This window comes from Pseudomonas japonica (genome assembly GCF_900188455.1).
Lineage (GTDB): Bacteria > Pseudomonadota > Gammaproteobacteria > Pseudomonadales > Pseudomonadaceae > Aquipseudomonas > Aquipseudomonas japonica.
On sequence record NZ_FZOL01000007.1, the window covers coordinates 18,937 to 36,944 of the forward strand.

General features: G+C 64.3%; 14 protein-coding genes. All 14 read left to right on the top strand.

Features of this window, described 5'->3' with window-relative positions:
* Positions 1–66 precede the first annotated feature (66 nt).
* The 14 genes from dksA (at position 67) to CHB99_RS10735 (ending at position 17,943) form a co-directional block, all read left to right on the top strand.
* Positions 67–513, top strand: a complete 447-nt coding sequence (dksA, locus tag CHB99_RS10670; RefSeq protein WP_042125775.1) for an RNA polymerase-binding protein DksA — start codon at positions 67–69, stop codon at positions 511–513.
* A gap of 64 nt (positions 514–577) precedes the next feature.
* Positions 578–1,465, top strand: a complete 888-nt coding sequence (gene gluQRS, locus CHB99_RS10675) for a tRNA glutamyl-Q(34) synthetase GluQRS (RefSeq protein WP_042125773.1) — start codon at positions 578–580, stop codon at positions 1,463–1,465.
* A 152-nt stretch (positions 1,466–1,617) separates the two neighbouring features.
* Positions 1,618–1,794, top strand: coding sequence for a hypothetical protein (locus CHB99_RS10680; RefSeq protein ID WP_003250005.1), 177 nt, complete (start codon positions 1,618–1,620; stop codon positions 1,792–1,794).
* The gene (locus tag CHB99_RS10685; protein WP_167335867.1) at positions 1,778–4,732 is read left to right on the top strand and encodes a sensor histidine kinase; all 2,955 of its coding nucleotides are present in this window, start codon (positions 1,778–1,780) and stop codon (positions 4,730–4,732) included. The genes CHB99_RS10680 and CHB99_RS10685 overlap by 17 nt, the downstream gene beginning before the upstream one ends.
* 22 nt (positions 4,733–4,754) lie before the next feature.
* Positions 4,755–6,191: a sigma-54-dependent transcriptional regulator gene (locus CHB99_RS10690; RefSeq protein ID WP_042125768.1), complete on the top strand. Its 1,437-nt coding sequence runs from the start codon at positions 4,755–4,757 to the stop codon at positions 6,189–6,191.
* A gap of 716 nt (positions 6,192–6,907) precedes the next feature.
* Positions 6,908–8,296: a polynucleotide adenylyltransferase PcnB gene (locus CHB99_RS10695; RefSeq protein ID WP_042125766.1), complete on the top strand. Its 1,389-nt coding sequence runs from the start codon at positions 6,908–6,910 to the stop codon at positions 8,294–8,296.
* A 5-nt stretch (positions 8,297–8,301) separates the two neighbouring features.
* Positions 8,302–8,778: a 2-amino-4-hydroxy-6-hydroxymethyldihydropteridine diphosphokinase gene (gene folK, locus CHB99_RS10700; RefSeq protein ID WP_042125764.1), complete on the top strand. Its 477-nt coding sequence runs from the start codon at positions 8,302–8,304 to the stop codon at positions 8,776–8,778.
* A 249-nt stretch (positions 8,779–9,027) separates the two neighbouring features.
* Positions 9,028–9,828: a 3-methyl-2-oxobutanoate hydroxymethyltransferase gene (gene panB / locus CHB99_RS10705; protein WP_042125762.1), complete on the top strand. Its 801-nt coding sequence runs from the start codon at positions 9,028–9,030 to the stop codon at positions 9,826–9,828.
* Complete coding sequence (gene panC, locus CHB99_RS10710; RefSeq protein ID WP_042125760.1) at positions 9,825–10,682, top strand: pantoate--beta-alanine ligase; 858 nt, start codon at positions 9,825–9,827, stop codon at positions 10,680–10,682. The genes panB and panC overlap by 4 nt, the downstream gene beginning before the upstream one ends.
* A gap of 164 nt (positions 10,683–10,846) precedes the next feature.
* Positions 10,847–12,511 carry a glucose-6-phosphate isomerase gene (gene pgi, locus CHB99_RS10715; protein ID WP_042125758.1) on the top strand — a complete coding sequence of 555 codons (1,665 nt, stop codon included), beginning with the start codon at positions 10,847–10,849 and terminating at the stop codon, positions 12,509–12,511.
* A 141-nt stretch (positions 12,512–12,652) separates the two neighbouring features.
* The gene (gene acs, locus CHB99_RS10720; protein WP_042125756.1) at positions 12,653–14,587 is read left to right on the top strand and encodes an acetate--CoA ligase; all 1,935 of its coding nucleotides are present in this window, start codon (positions 12,653–12,655) and stop codon (positions 14,585–14,587) included.
* A gap of 104 nt (positions 14,588–14,691) precedes the next feature.
* On the top strand, positions 14,692–15,561 hold the full coding sequence (locus tag CHB99_RS10725) for an oxygenase MpaB family protein (RefSeq protein ID WP_042125754.1): 870 nt from the start codon (positions 14,692–14,694) through the stop codon (positions 15,559–15,561).
* A gap of 108 nt (positions 15,562–15,669) precedes the next feature.
* Positions 15,670–16,848, top strand: coding sequence for an acetyl-CoA C-acetyltransferase (locus CHB99_RS10730; RefSeq protein ID WP_042125752.1), 1,179 nt, complete (start codon positions 15,670–15,672; stop codon positions 16,846–16,848).
* A gap of 78 nt (positions 16,849–16,926) precedes the next feature.
* A complete protein-coding gene (locus tag CHB99_RS10735) occupies positions 16,927–17,943 on the top strand; it encodes a class I SAM-dependent rRNA methyltransferase (protein WP_042125750.1) in 1,017 nt (338 codons plus the stop codon).
* The last annotated feature ends 65 nt before the right edge of the window (positions 17,944–18,008 follow it).

Genomic DNA, 18,008 nt, shown 5'->3' on the forward strand with positions numbered 1-18,008 from the left:
CCGGCGGTCGCCGGAGATGGAAGTAATCCTGCGCATTGGATCAGATGAGTGAGAGGCGGTCTATTCATGTCCACCGTAGAAAAGCAAAAAGCCGGTCATTCCATGTACGGTGTCGATGCCTATGTGGAGACCAAGGGTGAGGAGTACATGGGCGAGCCCATGAAAAAACACTTCACCAAACTCCTCGGTGCCTGGAAACAGGACCTGATGACCAGCGTCGATCGCACCGTGGACCACATGAAGGACGAAGCCGCCAACTTCCCCGATCCGGCCGACCGTGCCAGCCAGGAAGAAGAGTTCGCCCTGGAACTGCGCAACCGCGATCGCGAGCGCAAGCTGATCAAGAAAATCGACAAGACCCTGCAGAAGATCATCGACGACGAATACGGCTGGTGTGATGCCTGCGGTGTCGAGATCGGCCTGCGGCGTCTGGAAGCACGTCCGACCGCGGACCTGTGCTTCGACTGCAAGGAACTCGCGGAGAAGAAGGAAAAACAGGTCGGCAAGGCCTGATCCTCACTCCAGCAAAACGGGGCGCTTCCAGCGCCCCGTTTCATTTATACAGTCCGCACAGATCATGACCGACTCCCGTTACATCGGACGCTTCGCCCCTACTCCCAGTGGATTCCTGCACTTCGGCTCGCTGGTGGCAGCCCTGGCCTCCTGGCTCGACGCCCGTGCCGTCGGCGGTCGCTGGCTGCTGCGCATGGAAGACATCGATCCGCCACGGGAAGCCCCCGGCGCCCAGGCGGCGATTCTCAAGACCCTGGAAAGCTACGGCCTGGAATGGGACGGAGAAGTGGTCTATCAGCATGACCGCCACGCGGCGTATGCCGAAGTGGTCGAGCGCCTGTTTCGCCAGGGGCTGGCCTACGCCTGCACCTGTTCGCGCAAGCAACTGGAGGCCTATGGCGGCATCTATCCCGGGCTGTGCCGCAACCTCGGGCACAGCCCGGAAGACGCGGCAATCCGGATACGGGTGCCGGAACTGACCTACGGCTTCGATGACCGCGTCCAGGGGCATTTCCAGCAGCACCTGGGTCGCGAGGTCGGTGACTTCGTCATCCGCCGCCGCGACAACCTGTACGCCTACCAACTGGCAGTGGTGCTCGACGATGCCTGGCAGGGCGTGACCGATATCGTCCGCGGTGCCGACCTGCTGGACAACACACCACGCCAGTTGTACCTGCAGGAACTGCTGGGCCTGTCACAACCACGCTACCTGCACGTACCGCTGATCATCCAGCCGGACGGCCACAAACTGGGCAAGACCTATCGTTCCGCGCCGCTGCCGGCGGAGCAGGCCACCCCGCTGATCCTGCGGGCCCTGCGCGCGCTCGGCCAGAGCACCGAGGTCGGCATGCTCGAGGCCCGGCCCGACGAGGTCCTGGCCCATGCCGCCCGCCACTGGAATGCACACGCGATTGCGCAGCGCCTGACCGTCCCTGAAGCGGATCTGCACTGAGTGCTTGCCCGAGAACAGAAAGGCCAATAGATTCAACCCCTTGGGCCATGACCACCAGCCCGTTTGCAGGCGTCGGGGCTTCCGTTACCATCACCCGCGTTTTGCGCCAATAATAAGTCCAGTTCGAAGCGCACAAATCCAGTGAGGCCAGCATGTACATCTATCGTTTGGTCCTGCTCCTGGTCGTGGGGATCTACCTGTTCTCCCCGGCCATCATGGACTGGTGGATCGAGCCGACCGGTGCGTGGTATCGCCCTTACCTGCTCTGGCTGATCCTGATCGTCGTGACCTTTATCCTGCAGAGCCAACGTGATGCCGATGAGCTTTAGCCTGACCCAGATGATCCTGATCAGCGCCGCCTACCTGCTGGTGCTGTTCGGCGTGGCCTGGATCAGCGAACGCGGGATGATCCCCCGGGCGATCATCCGCCATCCCCTGACCTACACCCTGTCGCTCGGTGTCTACGCCAGCGCCTGGGCCTTCTACGGCTCGGTCGGCCTGGCCTATCAGTACGGGTACGGCTTCCTCGCCTGCTACCTCGGTGTCTCCGGCGCGTTTCTGCTGGCACCGGTGCTGCTCTATCCGATTCTCAAGATCACCCGTACCTACCAGCTGTCGTCACTCGCCGACCTGATCGCCTTCCGTTTCCGCAGCACCTGGGCCGGCGCCCTGACCACGGTGTTCATGCTGATCGGCGTGCTGCCACTGCTGGCCCTGCAGATCCAGGCAGTAGCCGACTCCATCAGCATTCTCACCGGCGAGCCGGTGAAGAGCCGCGTGGCCCTGGCCTTCTGCGCGATGATCACGCTGTTCACCATCTTCTTCGGCTCGCGACACATCGCGACCCGCGAAAAACATGAAGGCCTGGTCTTCGCCATCGCCTTCGAGTCGGTGGTCAAGCTCCTGGCCCTGGGCGGGATCGGTCTGTATGCGCTGTACGGTGTATTCGGCGGCCCGCATCAACTGGAGGTCTGGCTGCTGCAGAACCAGACCGCCCTCGCCGCCCTGCACACACCGCTGCAGGAAGGTCCGTGGCGCACCCTGCTGCTGGTGTTCTTCGCATCGGCCATCGTCATGCCGCACATGTACCACATGGCCTTTACCGAGAATCTCAACCCGCGCTCGCTGGTCAGCGCCAGCTGGGGCCTGCCGCTGTTCCTGCTGCTGATGAGCCTGGCAGTACCGCTGATTCTCTGGGCCGGCCTCAAGCTCGGCGCCAGCACCAATCCGGAGTTCTTCACCCTCGGCCTGGGCATCGCCGCCAACAACCAGGCGCTGGCCTTGCTCGCCTACATAGGCGGACTGTCCGCCTCCAGCGGCCTGATCATCGTCACCACCCTGGCCCTCTCCGGCATGGCCCTGAACCACCTGGTGCTACCGCTGTACCAGCCACCCGCCGAAGGCAACATCTACCGCTGGCTGAAGTGGACCCGCCGTGCCCTGATCGTTGCCATCATCGCCGCCGGTTTCGGTTTCTACCTGCTGCTCGGCGCGCAACAGGACCTGGCCAATCTCGGTATCGTCGCCTTCGTCGCCACCCTGCAGTTCCTCCCCGGCGTGCTTTCCGTGCTGTACTGGCCGACCGCCAACCGCCGCGGTTTCATCGCCGGTCTGCTCGCTGGCATCACGGTGTGGATGGTGACCATGCTGCTGCCCCTGGTGGGCAACCTGCAAGGCTTCTACATCCCGCTGCTGAACATGATCTACGTGCTGGACGACACCAGCTGGCACATGGCGGCGATCGCCTCGCTGGCGGCCAACGTGCTGTTGTTCACCCTGATTTCCCTGTTCACCAATGCCAGCTCCGAGGAAGTCTCGGCTGCCGAAGCCTGTGCGGTGGACAACGTGCGCCGCCCGCAACGCCGCGAACTGTATGCCGCCTCGCCGCAGGAGTTCGCCACTCAGCTGGCCAAGCCACTGGGGGCGAAGGCCGCGCAGAAGGAAGTCGAACAGGCCCTGCGCGACCTCTACCTGCCTTTCGACGAACGCCGCCCCTATGCCCTGCGCCGCCTGCGCGATCGCATCGAGGCCAACCTGTCCGGCCTGATGGGGCCGAGCGTGGCCCAGGACATGGTGGAGACCTTCCTGCCCTACAAGTCCGGCAGCGAGAACTACGTCACCGAGGACATCCACTTCATCGAAAGCCGCCTCGAGGACTACCACTCCCGACTCACCGGCCTCGCCGCCGAACTGGATGCCCTGCGCCGCTATCACCGGCAGACCCTGCAGGAACTGCCGATGGGCGTCTGCTCCCTGGCCAAGGACCAGGAGATCCTCATGTGGAACAAGGCCATGGAGGAGCTCACCGGGATTCCCGCCAAGCGCGTGGTCGGTTCGCGCCTGAGCACCATCGTCGAGCCCTGGCGCGGCCTGCTGCAGGGTTTCATCAACGTCCCCGACGAACACCTGCACAAGCAGCGCCTGGGCCTCGATGGCCAGACCCGCTGGCTGAACCTGCACAAGGCAGCCATCGACGAACCCCTGGCCCCCGGCAACAGCGGTCTGGTACTGCTGGTGGAAGACCTCACCGAAACTCAGATGCTCGAAGACAAGCTGGTGCACTCCGAGCGCCTGGCCAGTATCGGCCGCCTGGCCGCCGGGGTCGCCCACGAGATCGGCAACCCGGTGACCGGTATCGCCTGCCTGGCGCAGAACCTGCGCGAGGAGCGCGAGGACGACGGCGAGATCACCGAACTGAGCAGCCAGATTCTCGAACAGACCAAGCGCATCTCGCGCATCGTCCAGTCGCTGATGAGCTTCGCCCATGCCGGTAGCCACCAGCACAGCGACGAACCGGTATGCCTGGCCGAAGTGGCGCAGGATGCCATCGGTCTGCTGGCGTTGAACCGGCGCAATTTCGAAGTACAGTTCTTCAACCTGTGCGATCCCGAACACTGGGTCGAGGGCGATCCACAACGCCTCGCGCAAGTGCTGATCAACCTGCTCTCCAACGCCCGTGACGCCTCTCCCGCCGGTGCCGCGGTACGAGTGCGCAGCGAGGCCAGCGAACATACCGTCGACCTGATCGTCGAGGACGAAGGCAGCGGTATCCCGAAAAACATCATGGACCGCCTGTTCGAACCCTTCTTCACCACCAAGGACCCGGGCGAAGGAACGGGGCTGGGGCTCGCTCTGGTCTATTCCATCGTGGAAGAGCATTATGGACAGATCACCATCGACAGCCCGGCCGATACCAAGAGCCAACGTGGTACGCGGATCCGTGTGACCCTGCCACGACATGTCGAAGCGACGTCCGCTGTGAACTGAGACCGTCGAGAGAATTGAATCAATGCCTCATATTCTGATCGTCGAAGACGAAACCATCATCCGCTCCGCCCTGCGTCGCCTGCTCGAACGCAACCAGTACCAGGTCAGCGAGGCCGGCTCGGTGCAGGAAGCCCAGGAGCGATTCAGCATCGCCACCTTCGACCTGATCGTCAGCGACCTGCGCCTGCCCGGCGCCCCCGGCACCGAGCTGATCAAGCTGGGTCAGGGCACGCCGGTGCTGATCATGACCAGCTATGCCAGCCTGCGCTCGGCGGTCGACTCGATGAAAATGGGCGCGGTGGACTACATCGCCAAGCCCTTCGACCACGATGAAATGCTCCAGGCCGTCGCGCGCATCCTGCGTGACCGGCAGAACGCCCCCTCGGCCCCGGCCGAACGCGCCAACGGCAAGACCCCGGTCGCCGACAAGGCCACTGCCGGAAACGCCAACGGCGAAATCGGCATCATCGGCTCCTGTGCGCCGATGCAGGACCTCTACAGCAAGATTCGCAAGGTCGCCCCTACCGACTCCAACGTGCTGATCCAGGGCGAGTCTGGGACCGGTAAGGAGCTGGTGGCCCGCGCCCTGCACAATCTGTCACGCCGGGCCAAGGCACCGATGATCTCGGTGAACTGCGCGGCGATTCCGGAAACCCTGATCGAATCCGAATTGTTCGGCCACGAGAAGGGCGCGTTTACCGGTGCCAGCGCCGGTCGTGCCGGCCTGGTGGAAGCCGCGGACGGTGGCACCCTGTTCCTCGACGAGATCGGCGAACTGCCGCTCGAAGCCCAGGCCCGCCTGCTGCGTGTGCTGCAGGAAGGTGAAATCCGCCGGGTCGGCTCGGTGCAGTCGCAGAAGGTCGATGTCCGCCTGATCGCCGCGACCCATCGCGACCTGAAAAACCTGGCCAAGATCGGCCAGTTCCGTGAAGACCTTTACTACCGCCTGCACGTCATCGCCCTCAAGCTGCCCGCCCTGCGCGAGCGCGGCGCCGACGTCAACGAAATTGCCAACGCCTTCCTCACCCGCCAGGCCGCACGCATCGGGCGCAACGACCTGAAATTCGCCCACGACGCCGAACAGGCGATCCGCCACTACTCCTGGCCGGGCAATGTGCGCGAACTGGAAAACGCAGTGGAGCGTGCGGTGATTCTCTGCGAGAGCCCGGAAATTTCCGCGGACCTGTTGGGTATCGATATCGAACTGAGCGACCTGGAAGACGACGAAACCTTCGACAGCCTGCCAACCATCAGCAATGCGGCCAACACCACCAGCCACGAACCCACCGAGGACCTGTCGCTGGAAGACTATTTCCAGCACTTCGTCCTCGAACACCAGGACCACATGACCGAGACCGAACTGGCACGCAAGCTCGGCGTCAGCCGCAAGTGCCTGTGGGAACGTCGGCAGCGCCTGGGCATTCCGCGACGCAAGAGCGGCGCCACCAGCGAAAGCTGAGCGGCAGGCTGCGGCACGGTGTCACCCCCTGCGGGTAACACCGCGCTTCGGCCAAAAACTGTTACCTCATGACGAGGCCGTAACAGAAACCGGGGCTTACGGTAACGAAATCCCGGTTTTTTTTCGCCTCAAAAACACCCCAGACCTCGCCTAACCCCTTGTTTTACTGGGCTTTGCAAAAGTTGGCACGGCACCTGCTATATGTTCGGTACAAGAACAATAACAAGCACTGCAAAACACAATAAAAATAAGACGAATCGGCTCACGCACAATAAGAACAAGACGGCGGAGGCGCAGCTAACTGATTCTTTTGGAGATGAGTTGTGTTTGGGGCTTGCCCCACAACCAGGCAGAGAACAACAAAAACTGCACTCTAGCAGAGCCTGAACTGGTTGGATCGATAGATCATCGCAACATCGGCGATCAAAGCAATCCGTTTGCTCTTGTACTCCCGGTTAGGGAGACAGTCCACCAGCCTCACGGCATTGGGTGGTCAGGGCACTCAACAAAAACAAGAAGCCCGACAAAAAAATAATAAGAGCACGCAACTACTTCTTGGGGAGCTTCGGCTCCCCTTGTAGTTTCCGCGTTCCGACAATCCCTTTCGTACCGTTTCTCGGGCGCCTACACCCTTTTCCGACTAAATGCTAGAATCCGTGCCCATCATGCGGCCATTCTACGTTTCTGGCCGAAAATTCCTTCAAACAGTGCATCCCATGCTGAAGAAGCTGTTCCAGTCTTTCCGTCCTCCGGCGCGTATCCAGCACCACAGGCGCACCACGCCCGAGGTGATCAACCATGCGCAACATTCGTTGCAGCGCCACCAGTTCAGCCGCCATGCGGTGAACATCGTCGAACGCCTGCAGAGCGCCGGCTACCAGGCCTACCTGGTCGGTGGCTGCGTGCGCGACCTGCTCCTGGGCATCACGCCCAAGGACTTCGACGTCGCCACCAGCGCCACGCCGGAACAGATCCGCGCCGAGTTCCGCAACGCTCGCGTGATTGGCCGGCGCTTCAAGCTGGTCCACGTGCATTTCGGCCGCGAGATCATCGAAGTAGCCACCTTCCGCGCCAACCATCCGGTCGACGAAGAAGAAAACAGTCACCAGTCGTCCCGCAACGAAAGCGGACGGATCCTGCGCGACAACGTCTACGGCACCCTGGAAGACGACGCACAACGCCGCGATTTCACGATCAACGCCTTGTACTACGATCCGGTCAGCGAGCGCATCCTCGACTACGCCAACGGCGTACACGACATTCGCAACCGCCTGATCCGCCTGATCGGTGACCCGACCCAGCGCTACCAGGAAGACCCGGTGCGCATGCTGCGCGCGGTGCGTTTCGCCGCCAAGCTCAACTTCGGTATCGAGAAGCACACTGTGCTGCCGATCCGCGAACTGGCGCCGATGCTCCGGGAGATTCCGGCGGCGCGGCTGTTCGAGGAGTCGCTGAAGCTGTTCCTGTCCGGGCATGCCGCCGACACCTTCGAGATGCTGGTCGACCTGCAGCTGTTCGATCCACTGTTCCCGGCCAGCGCCCAGGCGCTCGAAGACCAGCCGACCTACACCCACACGCTGATCAGCCAGGCCCTGATCAACACCGATCTACGGGTCAGGCAAGGCAAGCCGGTGACCCCGGCGTTCCTCTTCGCCGCCCTGCTCTGGCCAGCCTTGCCGGCGCGCGCCCTGTACCTGCAGAGCCGCGGCATGCCACCGATCCCGGCCATGAACGAAGCCGCCCACGAGCTGATCTTCGAGCAGTGCCAGCGCATCGCCATTCCGAAGCGCTTCACCCTGCCGATTCGCGAGATCTGGGACATGCAGGAACGCCTGCCACGGCGTAGTGGCAAGCGCGCTGACCTGCTCCTGGACAACCCGCGCTTCCGTGCCGGCTACGATTTCCTCCTGCTGCGCGAAAGCGCTGGCGAGGAAACCGACGACCTCGGCCAGTGGTGGACCGACTACCAGGAATGCAACGAAAGCGAGCGCCGCGAGATGATCCGCGAGCTTGGCAGTCGTGACGAAGGCAGCGGTGCCGGTCCGCGCAAACGCAAGCGCAGCCCCGGCAAACGCCGTCGCGCCGATGGCGGTGCGGACGAGTGAGCCCGATGCAGCGTGCCTACATCGGCTTGGGCAGCAACCTGGCCAACCCGCGGGAACAACTGCACAGTGCCCTCGATGCACTGACGCAGTTGCCCGATACGCAACTGGCGGGTATCTCGTCCTTTTATGCCAGCGACTCGCTGTCCCCCGGCCAGCCACGCTACACCAATGCCGTGGCGGCGCTGGACACCCGTCTCGCGCCCCTGGTCCTGCTCGACGCCCTGCAAAGCATCGAAGCCGACCAGGGCCGCGAGCGCAAGGAGCGCTGGGGCCCGCGCACGCTGGACCTGGACATCCTGCTCTACGCCGACCGGATCATCGACGAGCCGCGTCTGACAGTGCCGCACTACCACATGCATGCCCGTCCCTTCGTGCTCTATCCCCTGGCCGAACTGGTGCCCGAAGACTTCCGTCTGGCGGACCAGCGCCCCCTCGCGCAATTGCTCGCGGACTGCCCGTTCGTCGGTCTGGAACGCCTGTAGCCAGGCGTTCCCCCAGCGGTAACGCCCGTAACACCGCTGACGTAACAATGCGGTAACACGGTAATTGACTTCCCTCCCCGCGCTCACGACTATAGGCGTCCCGTGGCACGCCCGTGCCGTAAACAAGGCGTAACCAGGACCGGAACGGGTTCACCCAAACACCACACTCGATGATGTGCCGTTCCAGAAGATGAATACATGCGTTGTACGCAGTGGTCTTTCACAGCGCCTGAACGAGGATTGCTTTTCATGCCAGACGTAACCCTGACCACCCTGCAGGCTCTCAAGGCCAAGGGTGAGAAAATCGCCATGCTGACCTGCTACGACGCGACCTTCGCCCAGGTCGCCGCCCGTGCCGGCGTAGAAATCCTGTTGGTAGGCGACTCCCTGGGGATGGTCCTGCAAGGCCACGACAGCACCCTGCCGGTGACCAATGCCGACATGGCCTACCACGTCGCCAGCGTCAAACGCGGCAACGAAGGTGCGCTGATCCTCGCCGACGTGCCGTTCATGGCCTACTCCACCCCCGAGCAGGCCTTCGCCAACTGCGCCGAGCTGATGCGCGCCGGCGCGCACATGGTCAAGCTCGAAGGCGCCGCCTGGCTCGGCGACACCGTGCGCCAGCTGGCCGATCGCGGCGTGCCGGTGTGCGTCCACCTCGGCCTGACCCCGCAGGCGGTCAACATCCTCGGCGGCTACAAAGTCCAGGGACGTCAGGAAAACCAGGCACGGCAGATGCGCGCCGACGCCATTGCCCTGGAACAGGCCGGTGCCGCCATGCTCCTGCTCGAATGCGTGCCGAGCGAGCTGGCCGCGGAGATCACCCAGGCGGTGGGCATTCCGGTGATCGGTATCGGTGCCGGCAGCGCCACCGACGGTCAGGTACTGGTCATGCACGACATGCTCGGCCTGTCCCTGAGCGGTCGCGCGCCGAAGTTCGTGAAAAACTTCATGGCCGGCCAGGCGGACATCCAGAGTGCCTTCCAGGCCTACGTCAAAGAGGTGAAGGACGTTACCTTCCCCGGCAGCGAACATGGGTTCAGCGCATGAATACCGTCAAAACCGTTCTTGAGGTGCGTGCCGCAGTGGCCCGCGCCCGTGGCGAGGGCAAGCGCATCGCCTTCGTGCCGACCATGGGCAACCTGCACAGCGGTCACGCCGCGCTGGTGACCAAGGCCGCGCAGCGCGCCGACTTCGTGGTCGCCAGCATCTTCGTCAACCCGCTGCAGTTCGGCCCCAGCGAGGACCTGGACAAGTATCCGCGCACCCTCGCCGCCGATCAGGAAAAACTCCTCGAAGCCGGCTGCCACCTGCTGTTCGCCCCCAACGTCGAGGAAATGTACCCGGACGGCATGGGCGTGCAGACCCGGGTCAGCGTTCCGCAACTTTCCGAAGGCCTCTGTGGCGCCAGCCGCCCCGGGCATTTCGAAGGCGTGGCGACAGTGGTCAGCAAGCTGTTCAACATGGTCCAGCCGGACCTCGCCGTGTTCGGTCAGAAGGACTTCCAGCAACTGGCGGTGATTCGTGCCATGGTCCGCGACCTGAACATGCCGATCCAGATCATCGGCGAGCCCACGGTGCGTGCCGAGGACGGCCTGGCACTGTCGTCGCGCAACGGCTACCTGAACGCCGAGCAGCGTGCCACCGCGCCCGTGGTGTACCGCACCCTGAGCCAGCTGGCCGATGCGATCCGCCAGGGCCGCCGCGACTACCCCGCGCTGATTGCCGAAGGCCAGCAGGCACTGATCAGCGCAGGCCTCAAGCCCGACTATCTGGAAGTCCGCCAGGCGCTCAACCTGCGCACCGCCACGGACGCCGACCGCGACCTGGTCATCCTGGTCGCGGCCTACCTCGGCAATACCCGCCTGATCGACAACCTGCACCTGAATCTCGACGCCAACTAAGCTCGGGAAATGCCCCGAGGGCTCACCACGGGCCCAGGCTGCGGCGAAATGACATAACTCAATGGCTTTTACCGGCCCGCCGCGAAATAATCCGCGACGGGCCGGTAACGGCTACGCGTTCTCCGTGTCCAAGGCAGCTCAAGCAATCAAGGAAACCTGCAGCGATGGCGTATTACCGTACTCCTCATGATGTCACCGCTCTGCCAGCCTGGCAGGCACTCCAGCAACACCGCGAAGCCATGCAGGATTTCAGCATGCGCGAGGCGTTCAACGCCGACCCGCAACGTTTCAACCAGTTCTCCCTGAGCAGTTGCGGCCTGTTCCTCGACTACTCGAAAAACCTGATCAGCAGCGAGACCCGCGACAAGCTGGTCGGCCTGGCCAATGAAGTGGGCCTGAAGGACGCCATCCAGGCGCTGTTCGCCGGCGAGATCGTCAATGCCTCCGAAGGCCGTCCGGCGCTGCATACCGCGCTGCGCCGGCCAGTGGGCGACAAGCTCAGCGTCAACGGCGTCAACGTGATACCGGAAGTGCACAAGGTGCTCAACCAGGTCACCGAACTGGTCGGCAAGATCCATGACGGCCTGTGGCGCGGCTACAGCGAGAAGCCGATCACCGACGTGGTCAACATCGGTATCGGTGGCTCCTTCCTCGGCCCGGAACTGGTTTCCGAGGCCCTGCTGCCCTATGCCCAGCGCGGCGTGCGCTGCCACTACCTGGCGAACATCGATGGCAGCGAGTTCCATGAGCTGTCGGCCAATATCCGCGCCGAGACCACCCTGTTCATCGTCTCGTCGAAGTCGTTCAACACCCTGGAAACCCTGAAGAACGCCCAGGCCGCCCGCGCCTGGTACCTGGCCCAGGGCGGCTCGGAAGCCGAGCTGTATCGCCACTTCATCGCCGTTTCCAGCAACAAGGCCGCGGCCGTGGCGTTCGGGATCCGCGAAGAGAACATCTTCCCGATGTGGGACTGGGTCGGCGGACGCTACTCGCTGTGGTCGGCCATCGGTCTGCCGATCGCCCTGGCCATTGGCACCGCCAACTTCAAGGAACTGCTGTCCGGTGCCTACACCATGGACCAGCACTTCCAGAACGCCTCGTTCGAACAGAACATGCCGGTGCTGCTGGCCCTGCTCGGTGTCTGGTACGGCAATTTCTGGGGCGCGCAGAGCCACGCGATCCTGCCGTACGACCACTACCTGCGCAACATCACCAAGCACCTGCAGCAGTTGGACATGGAATCCAACGGCAAGCATGTGCGCCAGGATGGCACGCCGGTCAGCCATGACACAGGTCCGGTGATCTGGGGTGGCGTCGGCTGCAACGGCCAGCATGCCTATCACCAGTTGCTGCACCAGGGCACCCAGCTGATCCCGGCAGACTTCATCGTCCCGGTGGTGAGCTTCAACCCGGTCGCCGACCATCACCAGTGGCTGTACGCCAACTGCCTGTCGCAGAGCCAGGCGCTGATGCTCGGCAAGACCCGCGCCGAGGCCGAGGCCGAGCTGCGCGACAAGGGCATGAACGAAGCCGACGTGCAGCGTCTGGCGCCACACAAGGTGATCCCGGGCAACCGTCCGAGCAACACCCTGGTGGTCGAGCGGATCAGCCCGCGGCGTCTCGGCGCGCTGGTGGCGATGTACGAACACAAAGTCTTCGTGCAGAGCGTGATCTGGGGCATCAACGCCTTCGACCAGTGGGGCGTGGAGCTGGGCAAGGAGCTCGGCAAGGGCGTCTACCAGCGCCTGATCGGCGGGATCGAGGAGCCCGTCGAAGACGCCTCGACCCAGGGTCTGATCAACTACTTCCGCGGCCGTCACCGCGGCTGACCCCCGGTCGCTGCCCCCGAACATGGCCGGGGGCAGCGTCTACACTGTCCTGACCCGGCGGCCTTCGAACGTCACGGCGCAGACCGCTTCGCCGTCGATGAGGGCACGCCGTCCAATAATGACAGGACAGGTTGCGTGCCCATGTTCGATATCCGTCAATTCCCCAAAGCCGATGCCGTCAGCCGTGCCGCCGAACTGAGCCAGGGCGACTACGATCGCCTCTATCGTCAATCCATCGAGCAACCCGAGCAGTTCTGGAGCGAGCAGGCGCGCCGCCTGGACTGGATCAGCCCGTGGAGCACGATCCAGGATTGCGACATCCGCACCGGCAAGGCCATCTGGTTCAAGAACGCCAAACTCAACGTCAGCTACAACTGCCTCGACCGTCACCTGGCACAACGCGGCGACCAGCCGGCGATCATCTGGGAAGGCGACGACCCGACCCGCTCCGCCAGCCTCAGCTATCGCCAGGTGCATCAGCAGGTCTGCCGCCTGGCCAACGTCCTCAAGCAGCGCGGGGTGAAGAAAGGCGACCGGGTGTGCATCTACATGCCGATGATTCCTGAAGCCGCCTTCGCCATGCTGGCCTGCGCGCGTATCGGCGCGATCCACTCCGTGGTGTTCGGCGGCTTCTCGCCGGACGCGCTGCGCGACCGCATTCTCGATGCCGACTGCCGTACCGTGATCACCGCCGACGAGGGCGTGCGCGGCGGCAAGACCATCGCCCTCAAGCAGAATGTCGACAAGGCCCTGGCCAGTTGCCCGAATGTCAGCAGCGTGGTGGTGGTCCGGCGTACCGCTGGCAAGGTCGAGTGGAACCCGTCGCGCGACCTCTGGTACCACGAAGCCATTGCCAGCGTCGGCGACGACTGCCCGCCCGAACCCATGGACGCCGAAGACCCGCTGTTCATCCTCTACACCTCCGGCAGCACCGGCAAACCCAAGGGCGTGCTGCACACCACCGCCGGCTACCTGCTACAGGCGACCCTGACCTTCAAGGTGGTGTTCGATTACCGCGATGGCGAGGTGTTCTGGTGCAGCGCCGACGTCGGCTGGGTCACCGGCCACAGCTACATCGTCTACGGCCCCCTGGCCAACGGCGCCACCACGCTGATGTTCGAAGGCGTGCCGAACTATCCGGATGCCTCGCGCTTCTGGCAGGTGGTGGACAAGCACAAGGTCAACATCTTCTACACCGCGCCCACCGCCCTGCGCGCGCTGATGCGCGAAGGCGAAGGGCCTCTGCGGAGCACGTCGCGGCAAAGCCTGCGGCTGCTCGGCAGCGTCGGCGAACCGATCAACCCGGAAGCCTGGGAGTGGTATTTCAACGCAGTGGGCGAGCAGCGCTGCCCCATCGTCGATACCTGGTGGCAGACCGAGACCGGCGGCATCATGCTCACCCCGCTGATCAGCAACCGGCATATCAAGCCGGGCTGCGCGACCCGGCCGATGTTCGGCGTACAACCGATGCTGCTGGACGAAAAGGGCACGCCGATCGAAGGCCCCGGCGCCGGGCTGCTGGTGATCAAGGCCAGTTGGCCGGCGCAGATCCGCAGCGTCTACGGCGATCATCAGCGCATGATCGACACCTACTTCAAGCCTTTCCCCGGTTACTACTTCACCGGCGACGGCGCCCGTCGCGACGAGCAGGGCGACCTGTGGATAACCGGGCGCATCGATGACGTGATCAACGTCTCCGGACACCGTATCGGCACCGCCGAGGTGGAAAGCGCACTGGTCCTGCACGACAGCATCGCCGAAGCCGCGGTGGTGGGTTATCCCCATGACGTCAAGGGCCAGGGCATCTATGCCTTCGTGACGCCGATGAAGGGAGTCGAGCCGGATGACCAGCTCAGACAGGAACTGCTGGCGCTGGTCAGCAAGGAGATCGGCAGCTTCGCCAAGCCCGAACTGATCCAGTGGGCCCCGGCGCTGCCCAAGACCCGCTCGGGCAAGATCATGCGGCGGATTCTGCGCAAGATTGCCTGCAACGAGCTGGACAACCTCGGGGACACCTCGACTCTCGCGGATCCGGGGGTGGTGCAGGGGTTGATCGATAAGCGGCTGAATACCTGATAATGACGGTTCTGCGGCCGCGTTGCGGTCCATAACCCCGTAGGAGCGAGGCTTGCCCGCGAAGGGCCGCAACGCGGCCCCCGACCACTGCATGCAAGGTATCCATGGAAGTCCTACGCCGTCGTATCGAAACCCAACTGATGAGCCTCACCGGCCTTGCCCTCGGCCAGCTCGATCTGGAAAACCCCAAGGGCGACCCCGGCCTGTTCGGCCCGCAAAGCGTCAGTTGGCGAGTCCACGGCGATTTCCCCAGCATGCTGGTCGGCGGGATCAGCGCCCTGCTCCTGCAAGTCCTGCACCCCCTGGCCCTGGCCGGCGTCTGGGACCACTCGAACTTCCGCCAGGACATGCTCGGCCGCCTGCGCCGCACCAGCCAGTTCATCTCCGGCACCACCTTCGGCTCGACCCGTGACGCCGACTGGTTGATCGAGCGGGTCAGAACGATCCACCTCCAGGTCGTCGGCACGACCCCGGATGGCCAGCCCTATGCCGCCAGCGACCCGGACCTGCTGACCTGGGTGCATGTCGCCGAAGTGCGCAGTTTTCTCGCCGCCCACCTGCGTTACCGCAACCCGAACCTCAGCGATACCGCGCAGGACGCCTACTACAACGAGATCGCCCTGATTGCCGAACGCCTCGGTGCGCGCAATGTGCCGCGCTCGCGCCAGGAGGTGGCGGACTACCTGCGGAACATGCGCCCGCAACTGCGCTGCAACGAGCGCAGCCTGGAAGTGGTGCGGGTGCTGCTCGCGGCGCCGGCACCGAGTCGCCTGGCACAACCGGTGGGGAATCTGATGATGCAGGCGGGCATCGGACTGTTGCCGGATTGGGCCGGTGACATGCTCGGGCTTCGACAGAGCGCGATGAAACAGCGAATGCTGGACGTCGGTATGCAATCGGTAGCCCCGGTGCTGCGCTGGGCCATGCGCGATGGCTCGGCGCACCGGGCGCGACGGCGGATGGGGATCGCCTGATGCTGTAAAGGGACCGCTTTGCGGTCCCAATCCTCCCGCCATCTGTGCCACTATGCGCGAGCCCACCGCAGACTCAACGCCAAAACGAACAATACAGAGGACTCGAGCATGCAAGATGTCGTAATCGTCGCCGCCACCCGGACTGCGGTCGGCAGTTTCCAGGGCGCCCTGGCGAATATCCCCGCCGTCGATCTCGGCGCCGCGGTGATCCGCCAACTCCTGGCCCAGACAGGCATCGACGGCGAACTGGTCGATGAAGTGATCCTCGGTCAGGTACTCACCGCCGGCGCCGGGCAGAACCCCGCCCGCCAGGCCGCGATCAAGGCCGGCCTGCCCCACGCGGTACCCGCGATGACCCTGAACAAGGTCTGCGGCTCCGGACTCAAGGCCCTGCACCTGGCGACCCAGGCCATTCGCTGCGGCGACGCCGAGATCATCATCGCCGGCGGCCAGGAGAACATGAGCCTGGCCAACTACGTCATGCCCGGCGCCCGCACCGGCCTGCGCATGGGCCATGCCAGCCTGATCGACAGCATGATCAGCGATGGCCTGTGGGATGCCTTCAACGACTACCACATGGGCATCACCGCGGAGAACCTGGTGGAGAAGTACGGCATCAGCCGCGAAGAACAGGACGCCTTCGCCGCCGCTTCCCAGCAGAAAGCCGCCGCCGCCATCGAAGCACGGCGCTTCGTCGATGAAATCACCCCGATCCTGATTCCGCAGCGCAAGGGTGACCCGATCGCCTTCGCCACCGACGAGCAACCACGGGCCGGTACCACCGCCGAAGCCCTGGGCAAGCTCAAGCCGGCATTCAAGAAAGACGGTACCGTCACCGCTGGCAACGCCTCGTCGCTCAACGACGGCGCCGCGGCGGTGATGCTGATGAGCGCGGCCAAGGCTCAGGAGCTGGATCTGCCGGTACTGGCGCGGATCAAGGCCTACGCCAACGCCGGTGTCGATCCGGCGATCATGGGCATCGGACCGGTCAGCGCCACCCGCCGCTGCCTGGACAAGGCCGGCTGGAGCCTCGACCAGCTCGACCTGATCGAAGCCAACGAAGCCTTCGCCGCCCAGGCCCTGTCGGTGGGCAAGGAACTGGGCTGGGATGCCTCGAAGGTCAACGTCAACGGTGGCGCCATCGCCATCGGCCACCCTATCGGTGCCTCGGGCTGCCGTGTGCTGGTCACCTTGCTGCATGAGATGATCAAGCGCGATGCCAGGAAAGGCCTCGCCACCCTGTGCATCGGCGGCGGTCAGGGCGTGGCCCTGGCGATCGAACGCTGATCGACGCGGGAGGGGCCGGCCTGGCCCCTCCCTGCCACGCAACTGCTAAACTGCACGCCCGCAACCAAGGCCACGTGCATGTCCTCCTTGAATCAGGCGCTGCGCGCCGCCCTCGACTCCCGCCAATCCCTTCTCGCCGAACTGCATGCCCAGGGCACCGATTGCTATCGCCTGTTCCACGGCAGCCAGGAAGGCGCGCCCGGCCTCACCGCCGATCGCTATGGCCCGCAGTTGCTGGTGCAGAGCTTTCACCAGACGCTGGAGCGCGACGCCTTGCTGGACCTGCACGCGACCGTCGAGGCGTTTCTCGGCCAACCGCTGCTGCTGGTCTACAACGACCGTGCGCGGGGCAACAGCCGCGTCGATCGACAGGACGCGGTGTACCAGGCCAGCGAGGCGGCACTGGAGGACATGGTCGGCCACGAGTGGGGCCTCAACTATCGCGTCCGCGGACGCCACGCCGGCCAGGATCCGCTGCTGTTCCTCGACCTGCGCAATGCCCGCGGCTGGGTCAGGCAGCACAGCGCCGGCAAAAGCGTGCTGAACCTGTTCGCCTATACCTGCGGCGTCGGCCTCGCCGCCGCGGCCGGCGGCGCGCGCGAGGTGTGCAACCTGGATTTCGCCGAAGGCAACCTGGCCGTGGGCCGCGAGAACGGCGCGCTCAACCCGCAACTGGTGCCGATGAGCTTCATCCAGTCCGACTACTTCCCGGCGATCCGCCAACTGGCCGGGCTGCCGATCAGCCAGCGGCGCGGGCAGAAACTGCCCTCCTATCCACGCCTGGAGGCCCGCCAGTTCGACCTGGTGTTCCTCGATCCGCCCGCCTGGGCCAAGAGTGCCTTCGGCACCGTGGACCTGCTGCGCGACTACCAGAGCCTGCTCAAACCGGCGCTGCTGAGCACCGCCGAAGACGGCGTGCTGATCTGCAACAACAACCTGGCCAAGGTGGATATGGACGACTGGCGCGAACAGGTGCTGCGCTGCGCCGAGAAGGCAGGGCGCCCGGCGCGTGAATGGCAGGTACTGACACCCGCCGGCGACTTCCCTTCGCAGGACGGCCGTCCACCGCTGAAAACCCTGATATTACATCTCTAGCCCCTGTTCCGGGGGGTTGTCGGCGCTGGCCGACAGCCATCGGAACTCCAGTAACGTGCCATACT